This is a genomic window from Nocardia altamirensis NBRC 108246, from assembly GCF_001612685.1.
GTDB lineage: Bacteria > Actinomycetota > Actinomycetes > Mycobacteriales > Mycobacteriaceae > Nocardia > Nocardia altamirensis.
In genome coordinates this window covers 1-23,095 of the sequence record NZ_BDAY01000113.1, presented here as the reverse complement: position 1 = coordinate 23,095, position 23,095 = coordinate 1, and the positions used below count along the sequence as shown (strand labels likewise).

Here is a 23,095-nt window from a genome sequence, read left to right as displayed (position 1 = left end):
GTGGCCGGTCGGGTTGGGGCAGGTTGCCGCTGCGGAGAGCAGGGCCGCCCGGTCAACGAGGTCCCGATCGGGCGGCCACTGTGCTGTTGCCTGGGTAGGTCCGAACGCTGTCGCCTGGCTAGGTCCAGAACCGGGTCAGATAGCTGCCGTAGCGCGACCAGTCCGCGTCGACCCCGGACAGCTCGTACAACGAATACACCGCGTCGAAGAACACCTGATTGATCGCGGGCGTGAACAGCAAAGCGAACACCAGCAGCATGCCGAACGGCTTGAACTGATCGAGCGAACGCCGGGTCTGACAGCTCAGCGACGGCTCGAGGATGCCGTATCCGTCCAACCCTGGCAGCGGAATCAGGTTCAGCAGCGTCGCGGTGATCTGCAGGAACGCCAGGAAACTCAACCCGAACCACAGCGCGGGATGCGAACTCGCACTACCGAATACCCCGACGATCACCAGCAGCAGCACCGCACAGACCGCGTTCACCGCAGGCCCGGCGCCACTGATGATCCGCTGCATGCGCGGCGACACATTGTGCGTGTGCACGTACACCGCACCACCGGGCAGGCCGATCCCGCCCAGCGCGATGAACACCATCGGCAGCACGATCGACAGCAGCGGATGGCTGTACTTCAACGGGTTCAGCGTGAGGTATCCGCGCAGCTCGACTTCGCGATCACCGGCTCGCCACGCGGCGTACGCGTGCGCGAATTCGTGCAGGCACAGCGTGATGATCCAGCCGAACACCACGAGCACGAACACGCCGACCTTCGCGCGGGTCGAGTCGAGATCGGCGTCCCAGGCCAGTGCACCGCCGACGATCGTGATGAGGACGACGAGCAGGAAGACCGGGCTCGGCCGCACCGCCCGTGCGCGGCGGTCCGCGGAAAACGGTGTCGTCATCGGACCAGCAGCCATGGTTCGTGATGCCGGTAGAAGCTCGAGCGTGGCACCGTCCGGTCGCTGCTGATGCCGTCGCGCGTCACCACCGCGCCCGGCGTGCCGAGCTGCGCGGCGCGCCCTTCGACCCAGCGGCGCTTGCGCATGCCCTTCTGAATGGTCGCCCGCACTCCGGGTTGGTGCAGGGTCGGCGACACCAGCATCGCGGTCACCTTCCCCGAGAACAGTTGCACGTCGTCCACGTAGGCCTCCCCCTCCAGCTTTTCCGCATCTTTCCCGGTGATCCTGGCACGCCCGACCAGCACGTGCCCAGTGTCGTCGCGGATGAGCGGCACCTCGGTCGCCCGGCCGTCGATGGCCCGCTTGGCGGCGGCGTTGCCGGTCGCGATCTGATACGCGCGGGAGGCATAGGTCTTGTCGACCGGCACGTAACCGATCTCCACATGCAGCCGTTCGGTGCGCATCAGGTGCGTCAGCACCGCGGCGAGCGCGGCGTCCTCGCCGAGCACGATCAGCCGGGGCAGGCTGTCGGCGGCGAGCACCGGAAGCAGCTCGTCGATCAGGGTGGTGTCGGGGATGGCGGTCGTTGAGCTGGTCGGCAGCGCGGCGAGGGCGATCGGTACCGGTGCGCCGTCGCAACGGAGAACATGGGTACTCAAACTGCCGTACACCCTCCTAGGTCCGAGCCGACATCCGTCGGTCCCTGCCGTAACTCCCGGCGAGCCCTGCCCGGCTCACCGGCTGCAACCTTAGCCCTGCCCGGCCGAAGGTCACATGGTTGTCGAGCCCTGCGGCGTGAGCGTCAAGCCCGGAGGCGGCAGCGCAGCGTAACCACGCAGGGCTGGGGAACGCCGCTAATTAGCCTACGCAGAGATCCGGTCCGCCGCCGGTGTCGACGCGTCTACTAGACTGTGCTCCCGGCCACCGCCTCGATACGGCAGGTAGCTGCAACACTGGTGTTTACCGCCCCGCCGGCTCCGCCCGGCTGCCATCTCCAGGGTGTTGCACGTCGAACCGTAGGAGATACGACCATGCCGGCAATCGTCCTGATCGGCGCCCAGTGGGGCGACGAGGGTAAGGGCAAAGCAACCGATCTACTCGGTGGCCGGGTGCAATGGGTGGTCCGATACCAGGGTGGCAACAACGCGGGCCACACCGTGGTGCTGCCCAACGGCGACAATTTCGCGCTGCACCTGATCCCCTCCGGCATCCTCACCCCTGGCGTGACGAACGTCATCGGCAACGGTGTCGTGATCGATCCCGGTGTGCTGCTCGACGAGCTGGCCGGATTGGAGCAACGCGGTGTCGACACCTCCGGCCTGCTGCTCTCCGCCGACGCGCACCTGATCATGCCGTACCACGTCGCCATCGATAAGGTCACCGAACGCTTCCTCGGCAACAACAAGATCGGCACCACCGGCCGCGGCATCGGCCCCTGCTACCAGGACAAGGTCGCCCGGGTCGGGGTGCGCGTCGCCGACGTGCTCGACGAGAAGATCCTCACCCAGAAGGTCGAGGCCGCGCTGGAGTTCAAGAACCAGGTGCTCGTCAAGATCTACAACCGCCGCGCGCTCGACCCGCAGCAGGTGGTCGACGAGGTGCTCGCGCAGGCGGAGGGCTTCAAGCACCGCATCGCCGACACCAGGCTGAAGCTGAACGTTGCGCTGGAGAACGGCGAGACGGTGCTGCTCGAGGGTTCGCAGGGCACGCTGCTCGACGTGGACCACGGCACCTACCCGTACGTTACGTCGTCCAACCCGACCTCGGGTGGCGCGGCGGTCGGCGCAGGCGTCGGACCCAACAAGATCAACGCGGTGCTCGGCATCCTCAAGTGCTACACCACTCGCGTCGGCTCGGGCCCGTTCCCGACCGAGCTGTTCGACGAATTCGGCAGCTACCTGGCCAAGACCGGCGGCGAGGTCGGCGTCACCACCGGAAGGGCGCGGCGCTGCGGCTGGTTCGACGCGGTCATCGCCCGCTACGCGACCAGGGTCAACGGCATCACCGACTACTTCCTCACCAAGCTCGACGTGCTGTCCAGCCTGGAGACGGTGCCGATCTGCGTGGCCTACGACGTCGACGGCGAGCGGGTCGAGCAGATGCCGACCACGCAGACCGAGTTCCATCACGCGAAGCCGATCTACGAAGAGATGCCTGGCTGGTGGGAGGACATCTCCGGTGCCCGCACCTTCGAGGAGCTGCCCGCGAACGCCCAGGCGTACGTGTTGCGCCTGGAAGAGCTCTCCGGCGCCCGCATCTCCTGCATCGGCGTCGGGCCTGGCCGCGATCAGACCATCGTGCGGCACGACGTCCTCGCGCTGTAGGGCTGACGGGGAGGCGCTGTAGGGCCTGACGGGGAGCCGTCCCCGGCAGGAGCGGCCGTCCCGATCTCGCGTGTGGCCGGAAAGTTATCCGGGGGCTGAATGATTGTCGCCGTTCATCGTTCGAGACCTTCGATCATGATCGAGGACGAACTACAGTAAGAGTTATGGCTCGGAACTGGCCGATGATCGAGCGTGAGACCGAGTTCGAGGCGATCCGCGCGGCCCTCACCGGCAAGGAACATGTCGGCGCGGTACTGACCGGCGATGCCGGTGTCGGGAAAACGACGCTGGCTAGACAGGCAACCGCCGCCGTCGGCGGCAATATCCGCTGGGTGGCTGGCACCGAGTCGGCGCGCAGCATCCCGCTCGGCGTCTTCGCGCACATGGTCGGCGTCTATACGGCGCACGATCCGGTGACGTTCATGTCCGCGGCGCGCGAAGCGCTGCTCGCGGAGGGACACACCATCATCGGTGTCGACGACGCGCATCTGCTCGACCAGTTGTCGGCGACGCTGCTGCTGCAGCTGGCCATCGACAAGGCGGCGCACATCGTGGCCACCGTGCGCAGCGGCGTCCAGGTGCCCGACGCGGTCACCTCGCTGTGGAAAGACGGCCACCTGCTGCGCATCGACCTCAATCCGTTCAGTCAGCGGCAAAGCGTCGACCTGGTCGAGTCGATGCTCGGCGGCCAGCTCGAGGGCTTCACTGCCAATCTGATGTGGGAGTCCTCCGGCGGAAACGCGCTGTTCCTGCGGCATTTGGTGGAGGGCGCGCTGGAGGCGGGCTCGCTGCGCCAGGTCAACGGCGTGTGGCAGCTGCGCGGGCGGGCCGCGGTGACCTCGGAACTGGCTGCGCTGCTGGAAGATCGGGTCGAGCAGCTGCCGGACGAGGTGCTGCGGGTGCTGGAGCTGCTCACCTTCTGCGAGCCGATCGACCTGGACGTGCTGTCCGAACTGGCGGGCGAGGAGGCGGTGGAGGCCGCCGAAACCCGTGGCCTCATCCGGGTTGTCGAGAATTCGCACCAGCTGATCGTGCGCTACAACCATCCGCTCTTCGGCGAGGTGATCCGGCGCAGGCTCGGCATCGCCTCGGCTCGTCGGCTGCGCGGCAGGTTGTACTCCTCGCTCAAGGAGCGGCCGATCAACTCAGCGCCGGATCGGATCCGGCTGGCCGAATTAGCTTTGGACAGTGACAAATCCGCCGATCTCGAGCTGTTCGAGGCGGCCGCGGAAGACGCCATCGGGCTGGCGAACCTGCCGCTCGGTGAGCGCTTCGCCAGGGCAGCGGTGGAACGCCGCGGCGGCGTGGAATCCGCCGATCTGCTGGCGCGGGCACTGCTGTGGCAAGGGCATCGGATCGAGGCCGAGCGCACGCTGGCCAGCTTCGACCCCGACAAGCTCAACGAGGTGCAGGTGGCCCGCTGGGGCAGCACCAGGGTGGCAAACCTGTTGTGGGCCATGGGTGATGCCGATCGCGCCGACGAAGTGCTCACGCTGGTCCGCGGCAAGGTGCGGCATCCGAAGATCGTGGCGATCCTCGACGGGCTCGCCTCCGCGACCGCGGTCAACGAGAATCGGATCGATGCGGCGATCGCCGAGGCCGAGAAGGCGATGGCGGTGAAAGACGCACCGCCGTGGGCGATCTGGTGGGCGTCGTTCGGCGGTGGACTCGCGTTGACGTTGATGGGCAAGGGTACGGCGGCGTTGGAGTACGCGGCACGCGGGCACGAGATCGAGAGCGAGATCGACGGGCTCAACCGGTTCATGTCGACGCATGCCGAGGTGCTCGCGCTGATCTTCACCGGCGATCTCGAGGCGGCAAGGCGCTGTGCCGCAGCATATTTCGGCTATTCCGCGCCCGGTCAGTATCTGGCGTGGGGGATGTCGAAGATCCTGCAGGGCACCGTCGATGTGGCGCAGGGGCACTTCCTGGACGGTATCGAGAATCTGGAGCAGGCGCTGGCTGCGCTGGCCACCGAAGGCGCGGCGGCGTGGATGTTCCCTGCGCGAATCCGATTGGCCGAGGCCTATTCGGCACTCGGTCGCGCGACCGAGGCGGCCGAGGCCATCGGAGAGGCTACCGCGCGCGGCGGCAGGCACAGCGCGGTCTACGTGCCGCAACTCGAGATCGCCCGCGCCTGGCATGCCGCCGCCGAGGGCACGGTCACCCCGGCCATCCGCCTTGCGATGAGCGCGGCCGACGCGGCGGCCCGCTCGAACCAGCACGCGATCGAGGCCATGGCGCTGCATGCCGCCGCCCGCTTCGGCGACCATTCCGCAGCAGGCAGGCTCGCCGATCTCGCGGCCAGGGTGGACGGCAGGCTGGTGCAGGCCCAGGCTAGGCACGCGGTCGCGGTCGCGGCGCACGACGGACCTGGACTCGATGCCGCCGCAGCCGAATTCGAGCGGATCGGCGCGCTGCTTTCGGCCGCGGATGCGGCCGCCCAGGCGGCGTCCGCGCACGAGCGGGCGGGCGATCGCCGCCGCCTGCTCGAATCGGCCGCCTCGGCCAACCGGCTCGCCGCCGCGTGCGGCGGTGCGAGCACACCCGCACTACGGCAGGCCGCCCAGCCGCTGCCGTTGACCGCAAGGGAACGCGAGATCGCCAATCTCGTTGCCGCGGGCCTGTCCAACCGCCAGATCGCCGACCGTCTCACCGTCTCGGTGCGCACCGTCGAGGGCCACCTCTACCGCGCCTGCATCAAGATGGACGTCACCGACCGAGAGTCGTTGGGCGCCTTGATGCGTGGTGAATCCGCGCCCGGCTGACCTCGCTATGCCGTGCGGACCCAGATCCGCACCCTTTCCGTGCATCCGCACTGCTTCTGGCGCCCCGCAGTGGGTGCGGATTCGCAGAAAGGGTGCGGACTTCGGCGGAGTGCACGGAGTGGGCATGTCCCACCCTCCGTCGTTGTCTACGAAGCCGACCTGAGCGCGCGCCTACCGATTGTGCGGCCGGCCCCCGTCCTGCCGAATCCGCCGCAGGTATTGCCCGGAGTAGCGACGAAGGACTACCCGGACTGCTCAGCGGGACCACGCCTCGGCACACCTTTGTCGAGTAACACGCCGAATCGGAAATTCGATATGCCATCGCGACGTTCGTTCGAAACCGCCGTTGCCGCCATCTGGAATGGGTAGGTTTGCGATTCGGACGGCGCGGAGCTGCCCCCGATATCGGAGGATACCTGACGGGCGAGACCGCCTGTTACCGTCCATGATCCAGCCCGAATCCTGTGCACACCGCGACTCGACACGGTGAATTGAGCGAGTGGGGAGCGCGTGTGTGCAGTTACTGCGGAAGGTCGATAATTGTCCAGAAAGAAGTTGAGCAGCGTACTCGTCGGCGCAGGCGTGCTTGCCGCCATGATCGGCCTCAGCGCACCCGCCTCGGCCAGTGAGTACCGGAGTTTCGACCTACCGCTGCTGACCACGGGCGCCGACGGGCTCGGTTGTGCAGGCGACGTCTGGGGAATTGGTCAGAGTTATCCCCAGGGCGATGTGCCAGGCCAGGTCAGCCTGCAGTTGAAGGGCTGGCTGAAAGTATTCGGCGTGCCTGCACCGTGGTGCGAGTTGACGCCGACGGTGCACTGGCGAAACTTCACCACCGGCGAATCGGGCGCGGTGCCCGTCCGTTTGGGTAATTGGCAGCCGTTCTTCTGGGTGGCGCCGAAAGTCGGGAACATCGACCACCTCTACACGGGAGCGGGTGACGTCGAGATTTCCATCACCACCAATTACCCGCACTCACCGAGCGTTACCAGGGTCACGGTTTACTGACGCCAGCGCCGGTGGAGCTTCTTCTTATGTCCTGGTGAGGAATTCACCGACGACAGGAGCGAGAAGCTCCACCTTCGGGTTATGGCTGAGTTTCGGGATTTCCTGGAATTCGGCATCGGTGAGAACGGCCGCGATCGCCCTGGCGCCGGTCCGAAGCAAGGGAATGCTCTTGGCGCCCGCAATGACCAAGGTCTCGGCCTTGACCCCGGCCCAGTCCTCGGTGCGCAGCGGTTCGCCGCGCATGAACTCGTGCATCACGGCCCAGTCGTGCGGCGTCGAGTTGGCGGTGGCGAGCAGGTTCTTCCAGAACGGGGTGAACCGGATGACGGCGACCATCGCGCGCGGCATGCCCATGGCGTTGGTCATATAGAAGCGCACGGTGTCGGCGCGGCGGTCGGCGGCGACCAGTTCGTGCAGGGTCGTGTGCAGGCCGGGATCGGGGACGAAGTGTTCACGGTTCACCACGAACGGCGGCTCGAAGGCGACCACCTTGGTGATGCCTGGCACGCGGCCCGAACCTGCCGCGCGCAGCACGAGACCCGCACCGGACGAAATGCCGTACAGCGCCGCAGATCCGCCCACCGACTCGACCAGCGCGGTGATGTCGTCGATTTCGTGCTCGACGTCGTAGTCGCCCGGTGTGTCCGTGCTGTCACCACGTCCGCGGCGGTCATAGGTGAGGACAGTGAGGTCGTACTCGCGGTGCAGCGCATCCGCGAGCGCCACCGTCTTGGGGAAGTTCCGGTAGCCGAAGGCGCCGTCGACCAGGATCACGGTCCCTGCGGTGCCGTCGCGGCGGTCGTACGCGATCACGGTGCCGTCCGCGGAAGTCACTGTGTGCACGGCTGTCTCACTTTCCTCGGGCCGTCCGGCCACTGTTCGTCGGTGCTTGTGCCTGTTCAGACGGTGCGTGACGACAGGACTAATCGGTGTCGGCTCAGAACAGTGTCGGCTCGCCGAAGCCGGGCGTGCGCTCGATCTCGAGCAGGTGTTGCTTGGTGGTGATGCCGCCGGGCGCGGAGAAGCCGGTCAGGGCGTTGTCGGCGGCGAGCACGCGATGGCAGGGGATGATCAGCGGGATCGGGTTGCGGCCGAGGGCCTGGCCGACGGCCTGGGCGGCGCCCGGCGCGCCGATGCGGTCGGCCACCTGGCCGTAGGTAAGGGTGTGACCGGGGTCGATGGCGCGGGTCACGTCGTAGACCGCACGGTGGAACTCCGGAATTCCGCTGGTGTCCAGGGGGATCCAGCGCAGGTCGTCGAGTTCGCCTGCGAGATGGGCGCGGATGGCCTCGATGGCCTCGGCGATCGCACCGGTGGGGGGCTCTTCGCGGACCTCGTCGTCCGGCAGGCCTGCGCGACGGCGCGTGATGCGCGCACGGGTCGCGGCGGGGCTTGCTTCGGGGAGCTGGAACCGGATCACGGTCGCACCGCTCCAGGCGATCGCACAGCGGCCGATCGCGGAGTCGAAGAGTGTTGCCTCGGCGGACAGGCAACGCGGGTCACTCATGCTGCCAGTGTGCACCGGGGCACCGACAAGTACACAGATACCAGTCCAGTTTTACTCAACTGGCCTTGATTCCAAGTGTGCTTCGGTCAGCGAGGGGACCGAGCTGTCGGACGCCGTCGCGGGTCGCGGCTTTTCGCGCCGCACCGCTGCCCGTGCCTTCGGCCGACCTGGCGTCGCAAATGCTCTGGACTACTTGCGATTTCGTTGGCTGCGCCGCGGCGTCTTCGCCTGAAGCCTGCGCCGATTGTGCGAGCTCATCGGTGGTCGGGTCGAGCGCAGGCCTGGTGTCGGGCAGGTCGCTGCGCCCGTAGATCGCGGCCAGATCCGAGTAGCGGCGTTGGTCCTCGTAGTACGAGGTACTCCAGTCGGACATCGGGGTGCGCGGATGAAAACGCTCGAGCCGGAACGCCCGTTCGGCGCCCCTGGGCAGGTAGTGATAGATGGCGTAGCCGAAGACGGCGACGATCAGCAAGGCGGCAAAGGTGCTCATGTACCCAGCTTGCGCGCGACTGGCCTTGCTTTAAATATCCAATCCCTCAATACTGGACTGTATGGCGACGAGAGTGATCGGCGCGGGCACCCTGGCCCGCGACCTTGGCCGGTGGCGGAGTATCGATGCGGACGGCGAGAGCGTGGCGTCGGCGCGGCGGTCCGCGCGCCCGGCGTATCTCGCACTCGCCGAAGGCATTCGGCTGCTGATCCACGACGGGCGGGCGCCGCTCGGCGTGGCGTTGCCGAGCGAGCGTGACCTCGCCGCCACCCTCGGGGTCAGCCGCACGACGATCACCTCGACGTATTCGCTGCTCCGGGAAAACGGCTACCTGATCAGCAGACAAGGGTCGCGCAGCACGGTCGCGCTGCCGCGGGACGTGCAGCACGACGGCAGCAAGCCGGCCAGGAGCATCCTGGCGATGATGGGGGCCTCCGAGCTGCCGACCATCGACATGACCTACGCCGCGATGGCCGCCCCGATGGAGATGCAGGAAGCGTACTCGGTTGCGCTGGAAGGCATTCCGGCCTACCTGGGGACGCACGGTATGGACCCGGTCGGTGTGCTCGCGTTGCGCGAGGCGATCGCCCGCCGCTTCACCGCGCGCGGCCTTGCCACCGATCCGGACCAGATCCTGGTCACCCTCGGCGCCCAGCACGGTCTGCGGCTGCTGTTGAACGTCCTGACCGCACCCGCGGCCAGGGTGCTCATCGACCACCCCACCTACCCGAACGCCATCGAGGCGATCCGCGATGTCGGCGCCCGCCCTGTGCCGGTGCCGCTGCGCCCCGAGCATCCGGACAAGGGCTGGGATCTCGACGGAATCCGCAGTGCCGCACGACAAACCGCGGCGACCCTGGCGTATCTGGTGCCCGACTTCAACAATCCGACCGGGCTGCTGCTCGATGCGGAGGGTCGCGCGGAACTGGCCGCCATCGCCAGGGAAACCCGGATGACCATCGTGGTCGACGAGTCGATGGGTGACCTCGACCTCTCCAGCGACGAGTTGCAGCCGCCGGTCGCCGCCTTCGCCAAGGGCAACGAGATCGTCACCATCGGCTCGGCGTCGAAGTCGTTCTGGGGCGGCCTGCGGGTCGGCTGGATCCGCACGAATCAGCCGCTGATCACCAAGCTGCTCGGCATCCGGTCCACGGTCGACCTGGGTACGCCGGTGATGGACCAGTTGGCCACCGTGCACCTGCTCGCCAATGCGGGCGCCATCCTCGAGCGTCGCCGCAGCCAGTTGCGTGCGCAGCGTGCCACGCTGATCGAGGCTCTCGCCGAGGAACTGCCGGACTGGCGGCCGACCTTCGGTGCCGGTGGCATGTCGGTGTGGGCTCAGCTGCCTGCTCCGGTGTCGACGGCGCTGGCCGCAACCGCGCCGAACCACGGCGTATTGCTGGCTGCCGGACCACGGTTCGGGGTGCAAGGCGCTTTCGAGCGGTTCATTCGACTGCCCTTCACCCACCAGGAGCCCGAACTGCGGCTGGCGGTCAAGGCGATGGCGGCCGCCTACGAGGCGTTGACGCCGCGCGCTGCCGATCCGCTGCAGCCGCTCACCTGCTACTGAGCTGTGGCTACCGGCGGTGGCCGATGCCGTTCATGAGCGTGTCGATGACGCGACGCGCGAGGGTGTCCGGGTCGGCGTTGCCGTCCAATGTTGTGTTGCCGTGCACGGTTTCGGCGATCAGCGCGAGGTAGACCCGCCGGGCCCAGGCCAGATCGGTGTCGGCGGCGATGAGTGCATCGGCTTGGGCTCTGGCGAACACCGCGTCGCACTTGGCGTAGACGTCCGACTGTAGGGCCGCGACTTCGGGATCGGTGCTGTCCACGCGTTCGAGCGCGTAGGCGGCACCGTACTTGATCTCGATGACATTGGCGGTGGCCTGGTGCAGCGCAACCAGTGGCGGCGCCGTCTGCGGTCGGGCGGCGTCCACTGCCGCGGCGATCCGCCGCCATGCCGCAACGGCCATGGTGCGCAACAGATCCTCGCGGTTGGCGAAGCGGCGGTGCACCGTCGTGCGGGCGACCCCGGCGGCCTCGGCGATCTGTTCCAGTGTGGCGTGCGGGTTTTCGCTCAATACGCGCTCGGCCGCGTCCAGGATGACGCGCACGGTGCGTTCGGCGTCGGCGCGCAGCGGTCGTGCGGACGTGGGCGGCATGGGACTCCTGTTCGCTGGTTTCTCTTCGAGATAGTACATGTGAGCTGCGGTTTCTATATTAACTGCAACATCGATGTTGCAATTAATGAATAAAGGGCTACTCTAATGTTGCACACATACTCGAGGAGTTAGACATGACCCGCTCAGGCAAGACCGCCCTCGTCACCGGCGCATCGTCGGGCATCGGCGCAGAGTTCGCCGCCGCGCTCGCCGCCCGTGGCCACGACCTCGTCCTCGTCGCCCGCTCGCTACCGCGACTGGAAGCTCTTGCGGCGCAACTTCGCCAGCGCCACGGCGGCCGAGTCGAGGTGATCGGCCAAGACCTCACCGCGCCCGACGCTGCCGCTCGGGTCGCGAACGAACTTGCTGCGCGGGAGCTTTCGGTCGACATCCTGATCAACAACGCCGGCTTCGGCAGCGCGGGCCGCTTCGAAGACCTGGACGCCGATCGCGAACAGGAGCAACTGATGGTCAATGTCGTTGCGCTGTCCGGGCTCACCCGTCGCCTGATTCCCGGGATGCTCGCGCGCGGCAGCGGCGAGATCGTCAACGTCGCCTCGACCGCCGCGCTGCAGCCCGCGCCGTACTTCGCGACCTACGCGTCCGGAAAGGCGTTCGTGCTGAACTTCAGTCTCGCGCTGTGGAGTGAGTACCACGGACGTGGCATCAAAGTCCTCGCCGTCTGCCCAGGCCCGACCGAGACCGCGTTCTTCGATGTCGTCGGTACCCGTGATGCCGCCATCGGCGGCCGGTTGGGCACCGCTGCGGACGTCGTCAACGCTGCGCTGCGCGCACTGGAGCGCAACAAGGGTTACATCGTGCCGGGACGGGCGAACTTCGCTGCCGCACATCTGATGCCGCGCCGCCCGCGCACGCTGGTCGCCAGGATCGCCAAGCTGGTCACCCGCGGAGTGGCCGACGGTGGTCGGCCGATCACCACGGACCGTGTCCCCGCGTGATCCACCCGAAACGACGCAGGCCCCCGGCAGCTGCCGGGGGCCTGCGATCGAGGCGAGAAGTCAGCTCGCCCAGACGGATTCGATCGGCGTCGCCACGGTCGGCGGCGGGGTCGGCGTGCCGTTCGGCGTGCGCGAGAAGCGTGGCGCCGGCGCGTGCTGGGTGATGTTGTCGACGTCGATCAACGAGCCACGGGCCGTGAGGTGTTCGTTCTTCGTGGCTTCCTCGAAGGTGAGGACGGGGGAGACGCAGGCATCGGTGCCGACGAAGATCGCGGCCCACTCGTCCCTGGTCTTGGACCGGAAGCGTTCAGTGAACAGCTTTTTCAGCGTTTCCTGACCGGCGGGGTCGATCTGGTACGGCAAACCCTCCGGATCGATCTCCAATCCCGCGAGCAGCTGTGCATAGAACTGCGGCTCGATCGCGCCGACCGCCATGTACTTGCCGTCGGCGGTTTCGTAGGTGTCGTAGAACGACATTCCGGTGTCGAGCAGGTTCACGCCGCGCTCGTCGGACCAGGCGCCGTGCCCGCGCATGCCCCAGATCATGTGCGAAAGGGCAAGCGCGCCATCGACCATCGCCGCGTCGACGACCTGGCCCTTGCCGGACGTCTGCCGCTCGACCAGCGCGGCGAGCAGGCCGAACACCAGGAACATCGAGCCGCCACCGAAGTCGCCGACCATGTTCAGCGGGGGCACCGGGCGTTCGCCCTTGCGGCCGATGGCGTGCAGCACGCCGGTGATCGAGATGTAGTTGATGTCGTGGCCCGCGCGATCGGCCAGCGGACCCTCTTGGCCCCAGCCGGTCATCCGCCCGTAGACCAGCCGGGGGTTGCGGGCGAGCGCGTCATCCGGGCCGAGCCCCATCCGTTCGGTGACGCCGGGTCGGAAGCCCTCGATGAGCACATCCGCCTTCTCGATGAGGCCGAGCACCTTCTCGATATCGGCAGGATCCTTCAGATTGGCCTCGACGATGGTCCGCCCGCGCAGCTGCGGTCGGTCGAATCCGCCGGGCAATTGCCCGGCCCGCTGCACCCGCACCACGTCGGCGCCCAGATCGGCCAGCAGCAATGCGGCGTGTGGACCAGGCCCGATCCCGGCGAGCTCGATGACCTTGATGCCCGCGAGCGGGCCTTTGACGGCGGTGGATGGAGTGCTCACGCCCTACCTCGGTTCGTCGTTGATCCAGCACCGGCGCCCCGGCGCTTCCTCCGGCAGGCCCGGAGGGTGTATTGACAGTATGACAATAACGCCCGCCCCTGGGCACCGGCACCGGCAGCGAAGCCTGCCACCGGCCATCCGCTCGGCGAGGACCTTCGGCGCGTTCGAGCGCCTTCGCGGTGCGTGGCGGCGGCAGGTAGGACACAATCCCAGCAGCGCGACAATCGCAGAAGCGACCGGTGCGCGGGCGCAGTGAGGTGGAGTCATGAGTGTTGCTGGGGAGATCGTCGTCGGCCTGGTCATCCTGGTCGGCCTGCTCGGCGTCATCGTCCCGATCCTGCCCGGCGTCATCCTGATCTTCGGCGCAATCGCCGTGTGGGCCTTCATGACCGGCGGGGCGACGGCGTGGACCGTCTTCGCCATCAGCACGGTCCTGCTCGTGTTGTCCGGCGTCATCAAGTACACCTGGCCCGGCCGAAAGATGAAGGACGCGGGCGTCTCCAACCGTGCACTGGCGCTCGGTGCGATCCTCGGCATCATCGGTTTCTTCGTGATCCCGGTCGTCGGCCTCTTCGTCGGATTCGTGCTCGGCGTGTTCCTTTCGGAACTGCACCGCCTCCGCACCGGCCAACAAGCCTGGCAGGCAACAATGCACGCCCTCAAAGGCGTCGGCCTCTCCATGCTCATCGAACTCTTCGGCGCCCTCCTCGCCACCGGCGTCTGGCTGATCGGCGCCATCGCCACCTGACCCCCGATATCTGAAACCCTATGCCGCACAGCGCTTCTTGGCGAGCACGTGAATGATGGAACTCGGCTGCGCACTCTGATAGAACGCGGATCGCTCATCGAGACAGCGGATCTCCCAGTCAGCCAACAGCTGTTCGACATAGGTGGTCGAGAAGAAGTGCCGTAGGTGACCGTGTCGTCGAAAGGTATTCTCGCCGAGCTCTTCTCCCTCTCCATAGAGCCGGTCGTTGACGGACTTCACCGCGAAGGCGAGGAATCCCTCCGGCTGCAGTGCTCGAGCTATCGCGGCAACAAGGCGGGTAGTGGCGGCAGTTGTGAAGTAGTGCAACGACAAATGGCCGTACACGGCATCGAACAGATCCGTGCCGAAGACCGGCAGCTGTCCGCTGCTCAGGTCGTGTGCACGGAATTCGATATCCACGCCAGCAGATTTCGCTGTCCGCTCGGCCTTGTGGATGGCCGTCCCGGAAAAGTCTGCTGCACACACCCGAACACCGCGCTCGGCGAACCAGACCGAGTCGGCTCCCTGGCCGCAGCCGAGTTCCAGCAAGGACTTCCCGGCATGCGGATGCAGGCTGTCCAACAGCATGGTGCTCAGTTCGACTTGGGACGAGCTCCGCTCATCTATTGCGCGTTCCCTGTGCAACTGGTCCCAGATATCCTGCTGATCGACATCGTTTCTGTCGGGCATGTCCGACACCGTGGCTTCCCCGCTCGCTGCGAAACTTGTTCGGCGCTGGTCGATTACGTTGGTCGGCGGTCTTGCTCGATGATCGGTAGGGGGAGGGTGACTGCGGCGGCGGGGCCGGGGAGGTCGTCGCGGCGGATGGGGAGGGTTGGTTGTTCGGTGCGGTGTAGGGGGAGGGTTGGGATGGGGTCGGTGGGGGCTTCGCGGACCCGGGCCGGGAGTCGGTAGAAGGCGCGGGCGTTGTCTTCCAGGACGGCGAACATGTCGGTGCCGACGACGTCGCAGATCAGGTTGACGTCGGCGTCCTCGAAGGGGCGGCCTGCGCGGGTGCCCGGCAGGTCGGTGCCGAACATGAGGGCCTCGGGGTTGACGGTGTGGATGCGGCGCAGCGTCTCGGCGACATCGAGGGCAACCCTGCCGAAACCTGTCGCCTTGACCTTGGCGCCGCGGTCGACCAGATCCAGCAGATAGGGCAGGCCCTCATCGGACATGCCGAGGTGATCGATGGAGAAGGCAGGCAGCTTGGAGATCACCGGCTGCAACGACGCGAGCATCTGGCCGTCGATGTACACCTCGACATGCCAGCCGACGAGCTCATGGGCACGCAACGCCTGCAAGGTCATCCCGGTGATGTCGGCGGCGGCCCGCTTGAGGTTGAAGCGCAGGCCGCGCACGCCGATGCGGTCGAGCTCGATGATCTCCGCATCGGTGGCATCGAGATCGAGCCTGGTCACCCCGACCCACCCCGCGCCGAGCTCGGCGAGTGCCGCCTTCAGATACGTTTGATCGGTGCCCTGAAAAGACCCGCTGACCACGGCACCACCGCCGACGTCGAAGCGCGACATGCGCTTTCGATAGTCGGCGATGGTGAACAGGTCGGGCAGGTAGCCCTCGTTCTCGACCAGAGGAAACCTCGGGTCGAAGATGTGGACATGGGCGTCGAACACCTGTACAGAATGCCTCAGTAAAGCTTTTTTTGCTGCCGCAGAGCTAACAGCCGCAGGACTAGACCTTGTGCGGTTCGCTGGCCCTGAGCATGTCTTCGCGCTCGACCACCTTGACGCGTTCACGCCCTTCGGGCTCGCCGAGGGAACGCTCGTGCGCGTCGAGGCGGTACCACCCCTGCCAGGTAGTGAACGGAATGCCCTTGCTCTCCAGGAACTCGGTGACGGCGTCGAGCTCGGGCCGTTCGGCCGGGGTGAAGTTCGCGCTGTCGTCGAGCAGGCAGGCCACCGTCTCGTTGGCGTCGCCCTTGGTGTGGCCGATGAGGCCGACCGGGCCGCGCTTGATCCAGCCGGTGACGTAGGTGGCCGGGATGTAGCGGTCGGCGCCGTCGGCGTTCTCGTCGGCGATGACGCGCCCCGCCTCGTTCGGCACGGTGCCCGCCTGATCGTCGAACGGCAGGTTGGTCAGGTTCTGCGACAGGTAACCGACGGCACGGTAGATCGCCTGCACGTCCCATTCCTTGAAGGTGCCGGTGCCCTTGACGTTGCCGGTGCCGTCGAGCTGGGTGCGCTCGGTGCGCAGGCCGACGACCTTGCCGTCTTCGCCGAGGATTTCCGAGGGCGACTCGAAGAAGTGCAGGAACAGCTTGTGCGGGCGGTTGCCGACGTCGCGAATCGCCCACTGCTCCAGGGTGTTCGCGATCATGTCGACCTGCTTGGAGTGGCGCCGCGCCGCCTCGGAGCCTTCGTCGTAGTCGATGTCCTCGGGATCGACGATGACCTCGATGGTCGGCGAGTGGTCCAGTTCGCGCAGCTCCAGCGGCGTGAACTTGGCTTGCGCCGGTCCGCGGCGGCCGAACACGTGCACCTCGACCGCCTTGTTGGCTTTGAGGCCGGAGTAGACGTTCGGCGGGATCTCGGTGGGCAGCAGCTCGTCACCGGTCTTGGCCAGCACGCGCGCCACATCGAGGGCGACGTTGCCGACGCCGAGCACGGCGACCTTCTCCGCGTCCAGCGGCCAGGTGCGCGGCACGTCCGGGTGCCCGTCGTACCAGGACACGAAATCGGCGGCGCCGTAGGAACCGTCGAGCCCGATGCCGGGGATGTCCAGTGCGCGGTCCGCGTTGGCTCCGGTGGAGAAGATGACCGCGTCGTAGAAGCTGCGCAGGTCGTCGAGGGTGATGTCGGTGCCGTAGTCGATGTTGCCGAGCAGGCGGACCTGCGGCTTGTCGAGGACCTTGTGCAGGGCGGTGATGATGCCCTTGATGCGCGGATGGTCCGGTGCGACGCCGTAGCGAATCAGCCCGAACGGCGCGGGCATCCGCTCGAAGAGGTCGATGCTCACTTCGGCATCGGACTTCATCAGGGCGTCTGCGGCGTAGATACCGGCCGGTCCGGCGCCAACGATGGCGATGCGGAGCGGGCGGGAACCTGCACTCTGTTCGGTCATCTTTTACGCGCACCCTTTATTGGTCGAGAACAATTACGGCGTCTTCCTTAGCCTAGGCTAAGTTACGCGCTGGCTGGTTGCACCTGTCGATGCGGACACCGGAGTCGTCGGCTCGTGGCCACTCCTGCCGCGGCTATGACAGCAGGCCGCAGTCCCGCGATTCTATCGGTGATGGCGAGCGCGGCCCCGGGCGGTGCGTGAACTGAGTGGATGCCGCACTGCCCGTTCCATCCCGGTTACCCACTGCGCGTGCGCAGATCACCTCGCGGTGTCGCCCGTATCCGCGCAGGCCGCCGCGTCCTGCGGGGGCGGTCGCCGGATAACCGGGCCGACCAGGGATCATCGTCGTTATGAGCGATCAGCAACCGCCCGAGGACGACGAGGTCATCGTGGTCGATCAGACCGACAAACGGTCGGTCGCGCCGTTCGTCGCGGCGGCCGTTGTCGCGGTGCTCGTGCTCGGCGCGATCATTCTCGGCGGGGTGCTGTCGCCCGCTGAGAAAAATGTCACAGAATCCGACCGGATCGCGGCGGCGGTGCGCGGCTTCGTCGAGGGCGCCAACCAAACCGAGGCAGTGCCCCCACCAGGCACGGGATGCCAAGGCTTCGTGCCGGAGCGATCGCCGCTGGCCGGACGATCCGGGCGCGGAAAGACCGTGGAAATCACGAAACTCGTCGATCCGATGGTCGATGGCGACCGGGCGAAGGCGACGGTGACGACCAAGGTCGACGGTGTCGAGCAGACCGCGACGTGGAATCTGACCCGATCCGGCAACAAATGGCTGGTCTGCACATAAGCGCTTCTCACCTCTTGAACAGCCGTTTGACAGGTTGACCCCTGTCCAGGCAATCTCAATCGAAGGTCATGAGAACCAGTGACAAGCCCCGGCAATACTGGTCGGCAACCCTCCTCCGCGGTGGGGTGCTCCGGGTGACGACCTGGCCGTGCGTCAAACCTGAGCGCGGCAAGTGCGGATTCTAGGAGGTCCACATGAGTTATGCCGGTGACATCACCCCACAGCAGGCATGGGACCTGTTGCGGGACAATCCGGAAGCCATTCTGGTCGACGTGCGTACTGCCGCCGAGTGGAAGTTCGTCGGCGTGCCCGACACCAGTTCGATCGAGCGGGAGACCGTGCTGATCGAGTGGGTCGACGCCACCGGCACCCGCAACAGCGAGTTCACCGACGAGCTGGTCAAGGAGCTGGAGGGGCACAACCCCGAGGCGCCGGTGATCTTCCTCTGTCGGTCCGGCCAGCGCTCCATCGGCGCGGCCATCGCCTCGACCAACGCGGGCTTCGGCACGTCCTACAACGTGCTCGAGGGCTTCGAAGGTCCGCTCGACGAGCACGGGCATCGCGGCGGCTCCGGCTGGCGCGCCCTCGGATTGCCGTGGCGGCAGTCATGAGTGGGTGCTGTAGCGCTGCCGGGAGGCGGTCATGATCACCGGTGGTGCGTTCGACAAGCCGCTGCCCGAGGGCGTCGGCCCCGGCACGCTCGGCGTGCGCGGCGGGTTGCGGCGCTCCGGTTTCGAGGAAACCTCCGAGGCGCTGTATCTGACCTCCGGCTTCGTCTACGAGAGCGCGGAGGCCGCCGAGGCGGCATTCACCGGCGACGTCGAGCATTTCGTCTACTCCAGGTACGGCAATCCGACGGTCGCCATGTTCGAGGAGCGGATGCGGCTGCTCGACGGCGCCGAGGCGTGTTTCGCCACCGCGAGCGGAATGTCCGCGGTATTCACCGCTTTGGGCGCGCTGCTCGGCGCCGGCGACCGACTGGTGGCCGCGCGCAGCCTGTTCGGGTCCTGCTTCGTGGTGTGCAACGAGATCCTGCCGCGCTGGGGCATCGAGACCGTCTTCGTCGACGGCGAGGACCTCGACCAGTGGGAGCAGGCGCTGTCGGTGCCGACCCAGGCGGTGTTCTTCGAGACGCCTGCCAACCCGATGCAGACGCTCGTCGATGTGCGCCGGGTCACCGAGCTCGCGCATGCGGCGGGCGCGAAGGTGGTGCTGGACAACGTCTTTGCCACCCCGCTGCTGCAACGCGGCTTCGAGCTCGGTGCCGACGTGGTCGTCTATTCCGGCACCAAGCACATCGACGGTCAGGGCCGGGTGCTCGGCGGCGCCATCCTCGGCGCGCAGGACTACATCGACGGACCGGTGAAAACGCTGATGCGCCATACCGGTCCGGCGCTGAGCCCGTTCAACGCGTGGACCTTGCTCAAGGGCTTGGAGACCATGCCGCTGCGGGTGCGTCATTCGACCGAGTCCGCCTTGCGCATCGCTCGGTTCCTGGAGAGCAACAAGGCCGTCAGCTGGGTGAGATATCCCTTCCTGGAATCACATCCGCAGCATGCACTGGCCAACAGCCAGATGAGTGCCGGCGGCACCGTGGTCACCTTCGAGCTGAATGCGACTGCGCACGAGGCGAAGAAGCGGGCCTTCGAGGTGCTCAACCGGCTGCGTGTCATCGACATCTCCAACAACCTCGGTGACGCGAAGTCGTTGATCACCCACCCGGCCACCACCACGCACCGGGCCATGGGCCCCGAGGGTCGCGCCACCATCGGGCTGACCGACGGTGTCGTGCGCATTTCCGTCGGTCTGGAGGATGTCGAAGACCTCCTTGCCGACCTAGAGCACGCCCTGAGCTGACGTTCGTGCCGACTCGGTCACCGCGCTGTGCGGGACCGGGTCGGGCGCGCGAAGTGGCCACCACTCGATCGAAGCCGCATTACGCTGGGCGTATGCGGATTTCGGTGGCGGCGGACGAATACGTCGGGGTGGCAGGCGAGCTGGTCGCCGAGCTCGGTCGGCGCGGGCACGACACGGTACTGCACGGGGCGCTGTCGGAGGCCGAGCGCGACGATTGGGCCTGGGCGAGCGAGGCGGCGGCCCGAGATGTCGCCGAGGGGCGGGCTGAGCAGGCGATCGTGTGCTGCTGGACCGGGACCGGCGCGTCGATCGCCGCGAACAAGGTGCACGGTGTGCGAGCCGCGCTGTGCGCGGATGCCTCGACCGCGGCGGGTGCCCGTACCTGGAACGACGCGAATGTGCTTGCGCTGAGCCTGCGTTCGACCTCGCAGGCCGAGCTTCGGGAGATTCTCGACGCCTGGTTCGCCGGTGCGCCGAGCGCGGATGCCGACGATCGCGCCAACATCGAACATCTCACGGCGATCGAACGCTGGCCGTTGACCTGAACCGCTGCCCGATCACGGCCGCGTAGTCCCTGCATGTCCGGTGCGGAGATCGATGCCGTCCGAATGATTGACAGCATGCTGTCAACTATGACAGAATACTGTCATGACCAAGAAAACAGTTCACGTGGCCGTCTACAACACCTTCTCCGACTGGGAGATCGGCGCCACCACGGCGCACATCAACCGGACGACCTGGCAGCGGGAACCGGGCACGTGGCAGACGAAAACGGTTGGGCTGAGCACGGATCCGATCACCACGCTCGGCGGTATGCGGGTCACGCCGGAACTGGCGGTGGCCGATCTCGATCCGGCCGACAGCGCGATGCTGATCCTGGCAGGCGCGGACACGTGGGACACCGACGAACTCGTGCCGTTCGCGCGGAAGGCGCGCGAATTCCTCGCCGCAGGTGTTCCGGTCGCGGCGATCTGCGGCGCGACGCTCGGACTGGCCAAGGAGGGCCTGCTCGACACCCGCAAGCACACCAGCAACGTCCGAGAGTTCTTGCTGTACAGCGGATATGCAGGCGTCGACAACTATGTGGAGGAAGCCGCGGTGACCGACGGTGATCTGGTCACCGCGGGCGGCACGTCGCCGTTCGAGTTCGCGCGTGAGGCACTCGGGCGACTCGGCGTCTACGAGCCGCACGTGCTCGACGGGTGGTACCAGCTGTACGGGCAGTCCGATCCGGCAGGCTGGATGGTGCTCGAAGCGTACGAGGAGCAGCGCTCGGCTCAGGTCGGATGACGAACAACGAGGTGGCGATCCGGCTCGTGCGGCCGGATCGCCAGGAGGTGACGTGTGGACAGGACTGAACAGGAGCTTTTCGCCACGGCCGCGATCACATCGTTCCGCTTGAACGGCCAGTTCCTCGCCATCGCCGAGGAACTGGCGCGCCCGGCAGGCCTCACCGCCGCCTGGTGGCAGGTGCTCGGCGCGGTGTTGCGCGCACCGCTCCCGGTCGCAGGCATCGCCAGGGAGATGGGCATCACCAGGCAAAGCGTGCAACGCATCGCGGATCTGCTGGTGGACAAGGGACTTGCCGAATACCGTCCCAACCCCGCGCACCGCAGAGCCAAGCTCGTCGCCGCCACCGACGCGGGCATCGAAGCGGTGCGCCGCATCAACCCGCAGCATGCGGTAGTCGCCAAGCGCCTGGTCGCCGAACTCGGCTACGACCAGCTCGCGGCAACCGTCGACCTGCTCACCCGCCTGTCGACCGCCTTGGATGCGATCGGTGCGGAAGAGGCGTGAGCGCGCCGATCGGTTGACGGACAAGCCGATCGGCCGAGCCGCCGCGAGCTGATCGGCCGAGGTGCTGCAAGCCGATCGGCCGAGGCGCAGCGGTCCGATAGCCGCGGGCCACGTCCGTCGCCGGCGGGGTACGTACCTACCCGTCGACGAGGCGTCATATAGGTGAAAATCGCCGACGCGAATGCCGGTGCGTTGATGGAAATCTCGATGTCAGCAAGCGACCACGGGTCGCAGGACACGAGGAGGAACACCATGAGCGCGGCACTAGAGAAGGCGGTGGAGCAGGAGTCGGCGACGCCGACACGCATTGCCCGCGGCACAGTGCTGGCGGCCGCGATGCTGACCATCATGGCCCCCGCCGTCATCGCACCGAGCCTGCCCGCCATGCGCGAGGTGTTCTCGGACGTGGCGGGGGCCGATGTGCTGGTCCGCTTGGTGTTGACCATCACCTCGCTGGCCATCGGCATCAGCGCACCGTTCGCCGGGATGATCGCCGACCGGATCGGCCGCAAACCGCTGCTGACCGGCAGTCTGGTGCTGTACGCCCTGGCCGGAGTTGCCGGGTACTTCGTCGACGCCCTCAGCGTCTTGCTGGTGACCAGAGCACTGCTCGGCGTCGCGGTCGGCGGCATCATGACGGCGGTCAGCGCTACCATCACCGACTGGTTCGACGGACCGAAACGGGCGTCGTTCCTCGGGCTGCAACAGGCTTTCGCCAGCATCGGCGGTGTCGTGTTCCTGCCGCTGGCCGGCTTGCTTGCCGCCTCGAACTGGAAGTCGCCGTTCTGGATCTACGCCGCCTCGGCCGTTATCGTGCCGTTCGCGCTGCTCGCCCTGCGGGAGCGACCGCGAGGCACCGCATCAGGACCGGTTGTCGTCGACGACGGCAGGGCGCGGCCTGCGATCTTCGGGCCGATCGCCGGGCTCTACCTGCTCGCTTTCCTTGTGACACTTGCGTTCTACATGGCGCCTACGCAATTGCCGTTCCTGCTTGCGCAATTGGGCACCGGCCCGGCCGTGGTCGGCGCGGTGATCGCCGCGACAACGCTGAGCAGTGTCGGTGGCGCACTTGCCTTCCCGTCGCTGCGGGCCAGGTGGGCCCCTGCCGTCCTCACCGCAGCCAGCATCGCACTGCTCGGCAGCGGGTGGATCCTGGTCGGCACCGCGAGCACGGTGGCGCAAGTGGTGGCCGGACTGCTCGTCGGCGGCTTCGGCGTCGGCCTCGCCGTGCCCAACCTGAACCTGCGATTGAGCGACCTCGCCCCCGCAGCCCTCCGTGGCCGGATCCTCAGCGGCCTGGTCACCGGAATCTTCCTCGGCCAGTTCCTTTCTCCGCTGGTCGTCCAGCCGCTCATCCAGCTCACCGGCATCGGCGGTGCGTTCGGTTGGTCCGGCCTCGTCTTGGTCGTCGGCGCGATCGTTGCGCTGCCGCTGCTCCGCAAGATCTAGCCGGCCTCGAAGGCCCGGCAAGCCCCGAAGACATAGCAAGCCAACGAATTTCCCCACAACCCAACGAGTCGACGAACCCGCGGCTCACCTAG

At 67.1% G+C, this 23,095-nt stretch carries 23 protein-coding genes and 1 riboswitch; of the genes, 13 read left to right on the top strand and 10 right to left on the bottom strand.

Annotated elements, in window-relative coordinates; genetic code table 11:
• Nucleotides 1–118: 118 nt before the first annotated feature.
• Together NA11_RS40485 and NA11_RS40480 are read right to left on the bottom strand one after the other, a co-directional pair.
• Nucleotides 119–901, bottom strand: a complete 783-nt coding sequence (locus NA11_RS40485) for a site-2 protease family protein (RefSeq protein WP_084655509.1) — start codon at nt 899–901, stop codon at nt 119–121.
• The gene (locus NA11_RS40480) at nt 898–1,557 is read right to left on the bottom strand and encodes a hypothetical protein (RefSeq protein ID WP_069167417.1); all 660 of its coding nucleotides are present in this window, start codon (nt 1,555–1,557) and stop codon (nt 898–900) included. The genes NA11_RS40485 and NA11_RS40480 overlap by 4 nt, the downstream gene beginning before the upstream one ends.
• A gap of 372 nt (nt 1,558–1,929) precedes the next feature.
• On the opposite strand from NA11_RS40480, the gene NA11_RS40475 reads away from it, so the two are divergent.
• The 3 genes from NA11_RS40475 to NA11_RS40465 all read left to right on the top strand — a co-directional run bounded on the left by NA11_RS40475 (nt 1,930) and on the right by NA11_RS40465 (nt 6,998).
• Complete coding sequence (locus NA11_RS40475; RefSeq protein ID WP_069167408.1) at nt 1,930–3,222, top strand: adenylosuccinate synthase; 1,293 nt, start codon at nt 1,930–1,932, stop codon at nt 3,220–3,222.
• Nucleotides 3,223–3,386: 164 nt separating this feature from the next.
• Nucleotides 3,387–5,990 (top strand): helix-turn-helix transcriptional regulator, encoded by a 2,604-nt coding sequence (locus NA11_RS40470; RefSeq protein WP_069167407.1) that lies wholly within the window; start codon nt 3,387–3,389, stop codon nt 5,988–5,990.
• A 540-nt stretch (nt 5,991–6,530) separates the two neighbouring features.
• Complete coding sequence (locus tag NA11_RS40465; protein WP_141718134.1) at nt 6,531–6,998, top strand: hypothetical protein; 468 nt, start codon at nt 6,531–6,533, stop codon at nt 6,996–6,998.
• 24 nt (nt 6,999–7,022) lie between these two features.
• Here the strand turns inward: NA11_RS40465 and NA11_RS40460 are convergent, their stop codons facing one another.
• The 3 genes from NA11_RS40460 to NA11_RS40450 form a co-directional block, all read right to left on the bottom strand.
• The gene (locus NA11_RS40460; protein WP_069167416.1) at nt 7,023–7,841 is read right to left on the bottom strand and encodes an alpha/beta fold hydrolase; all 819 of its coding nucleotides are present in this window, start codon (nt 7,839–7,841) and stop codon (nt 7,023–7,025) included.
• A 94-nt stretch (nt 7,842–7,935) separates the two neighbouring features.
• Nucleotides 7,936–8,505, bottom strand: coding sequence for a methylated-DNA--[protein]-cysteine S-methyltransferase (locus NA11_RS40455; protein WP_069167405.1), 570 nt, complete (start codon nt 8,503–8,505; stop codon nt 7,936–7,938).
• 55 nt (nt 8,506–8,560) lie between these two features.
• Complete coding sequence (locus tag NA11_RS40450) at nt 8,561–8,995, bottom strand: hypothetical protein (protein ID WP_069167404.1); 435 nt, start codon at nt 8,993–8,995, stop codon at nt 8,561–8,563.
• A 61-nt stretch (nt 8,996–9,056) separates the two neighbouring features.
• Between NA11_RS40450 and yczR the strand changes: the two genes are divergently transcribed.
• A complete protein-coding gene (yczR, locus tag NA11_RS40445) occupies nt 9,057–10,565 on the top strand; it encodes a MocR-like transcription factor YczR (RefSeq protein ID WP_069167403.1) in 1,509 nt (502 codons plus the stop codon).
• A 7-nt stretch (nt 10,566–10,572) separates the two neighbouring features.
• On the opposite strand, the gene NA11_RS40440 is transcribed toward yczR, so the two are convergent.
• A complete protein-coding gene (locus NA11_RS40440) occupies nt 10,573–11,157 on the bottom strand; it encodes a TetR/AcrR family transcriptional regulator (RefSeq protein WP_069167415.1) in 585 nt (194 codons plus the stop codon).
• A 134-nt stretch (nt 11,158–11,291) separates the two neighbouring features.
• Here NA11_RS40440 and NA11_RS40435 point away from each other — a divergent pair, with 134 nt between their 5' ends.
• Complete coding sequence (locus tag NA11_RS40435; RefSeq protein ID WP_069167402.1) at nt 11,292–12,116, top strand: SDR family NAD(P)-dependent oxidoreductase; 825 nt, start codon at nt 11,292–11,294, stop codon at nt 12,114–12,116.
• Between the two features lie 60 nt (nt 12,117–12,176).
• Here the strand turns inward: NA11_RS40435 and NA11_RS40430 are convergent, their stop codons facing one another.
• Nucleotides 12,177–13,274, bottom strand: coding sequence for a CaiB/BaiF CoA transferase family protein (locus tag NA11_RS40430; protein WP_069167401.1), 1,098 nt, complete (start codon nt 13,272–13,274; stop codon nt 12,177–12,179).
• Between the two features lie 265 nt (nt 13,275–13,539).
• Between NA11_RS40430 and NA11_RS40425 the strand changes: the two genes are divergently transcribed.
• Nucleotides 13,540–14,022 (top strand): DUF456 domain-containing protein, encoded by a 483-nt coding sequence (locus NA11_RS40425; protein ID WP_069167400.1) that lies wholly within the window; start codon nt 13,540–13,542, stop codon nt 14,020–14,022.
• An 18-nt stretch (nt 14,023–14,040) separates the two neighbouring features.
• Here the strand turns inward: NA11_RS40425 and NA11_RS40420 are convergent, their stop codons facing one another.
• From NA11_RS40420 to NA11_RS40410, 3 genes are read right to left on the bottom strand one after another with little or no spacing between them, the layout of a single operon-like run.
• Nucleotides 14,041–14,712 (bottom strand): class I SAM-dependent methyltransferase, encoded by a 672-nt coding sequence (locus NA11_RS40420; protein ID WP_069167399.1) that lies wholly within the window; start codon nt 14,710–14,712, stop codon nt 14,041–14,043.
• Nucleotides 14,713–14,765: 53 nt separating this feature from the next.
• Complete coding sequence (locus NA11_RS40415; protein WP_069167398.1) at nt 14,766–15,656, bottom strand: amidohydrolase family protein; 891 nt, start codon at nt 15,654–15,656, stop codon at nt 14,766–14,768.
• Nucleotides 15,657–15,714: 58 nt separating this feature from the next.
• A complete protein-coding gene (locus NA11_RS40410; protein ID WP_069167397.1) occupies nt 15,715–17,103 on the bottom strand; it encodes an FAD-dependent oxidoreductase in 1,389 nt (462 codons plus the stop codon).
• A 350-nt stretch (nt 17,104–17,453) separates the two neighbouring features.
• Here NA11_RS40410 and NA11_RS40405 point away from each other — a divergent pair, with 350 nt between their 5' ends.
• The 7 genes from NA11_RS40405 to NA11_RS40375 all read left to right on the top strand — a co-directional run bounded on the left by NA11_RS40405 (nt 17,454) and on the right by NA11_RS40375 (nt 23,003).
• A complete protein-coding gene (locus NA11_RS40405) occupies nt 17,454–17,900 on the top strand; it encodes an Rv0361 family membrane protein (protein WP_069167396.1) in 447 nt (148 codons plus the stop codon).
• Nucleotides 17,901–17,964: 64 nt separating this feature from the next.
• Nucleotides 17,965–18,081, top strand: a riboswitch (SAM riboswitch).
• A 13-nt stretch (nt 18,082–18,094) separates the two neighbouring features.
• Complete coding sequence (locus NA11_RS40400; protein ID WP_069167395.1) at nt 18,095–18,511, top strand: rhodanese-like domain-containing protein; 417 nt, start codon at nt 18,095–18,097, stop codon at nt 18,509–18,511.
• Between the two features lie 31 nt (nt 18,512–18,542).
• Nucleotides 18,543–19,757, top strand: coding sequence for an O-succinylhomoserine sulfhydrylase (locus tag NA11_RS40395; RefSeq protein ID WP_069167394.1), 1,215 nt, complete (start codon nt 18,543–18,545; stop codon nt 19,755–19,757).
• 92 nt (nt 19,758–19,849) lie between these two features.
• Complete coding sequence (locus NA11_RS40390; protein ID WP_069167393.1) at nt 19,850–20,302, top strand: RpiB/LacA/LacB family sugar-phosphate isomerase; 453 nt, start codon at nt 19,850–19,852, stop codon at nt 20,300–20,302.
• Between the two features lie 103 nt (nt 20,303–20,405).
• Nucleotides 20,406–21,047 carry a DJ-1/PfpI family protein gene (locus NA11_RS40385; RefSeq protein ID WP_069167392.1) on the top strand — a complete coding sequence of 214 codons (642 nt, stop codon included), beginning with the start codon at nt 20,406–20,408 and terminating at the stop codon, nt 21,045–21,047.
• Nucleotides 21,048–21,101: 54 nt separating this feature from the next.
• On the top strand, nt 21,102–21,554 hold the full coding sequence (locus tag NA11_RS40380; RefSeq protein WP_069167391.1) for a MarR family winged helix-turn-helix transcriptional regulator: 453 nt from the start codon (nt 21,102–21,104) through the stop codon (nt 21,552–21,554).
• Nucleotides 21,555–21,806: 252 nt separating this feature from the next.
• Nucleotides 21,807–23,003: an MFS transporter gene (locus NA11_RS40375; protein WP_069167414.1), complete on the top strand. Its 1,197-nt coding sequence runs from the start codon at nt 21,807–21,809 to the stop codon at nt 23,001–23,003.
• Nucleotides 23,004–23,095 lie beyond the last annotated feature (92 nt).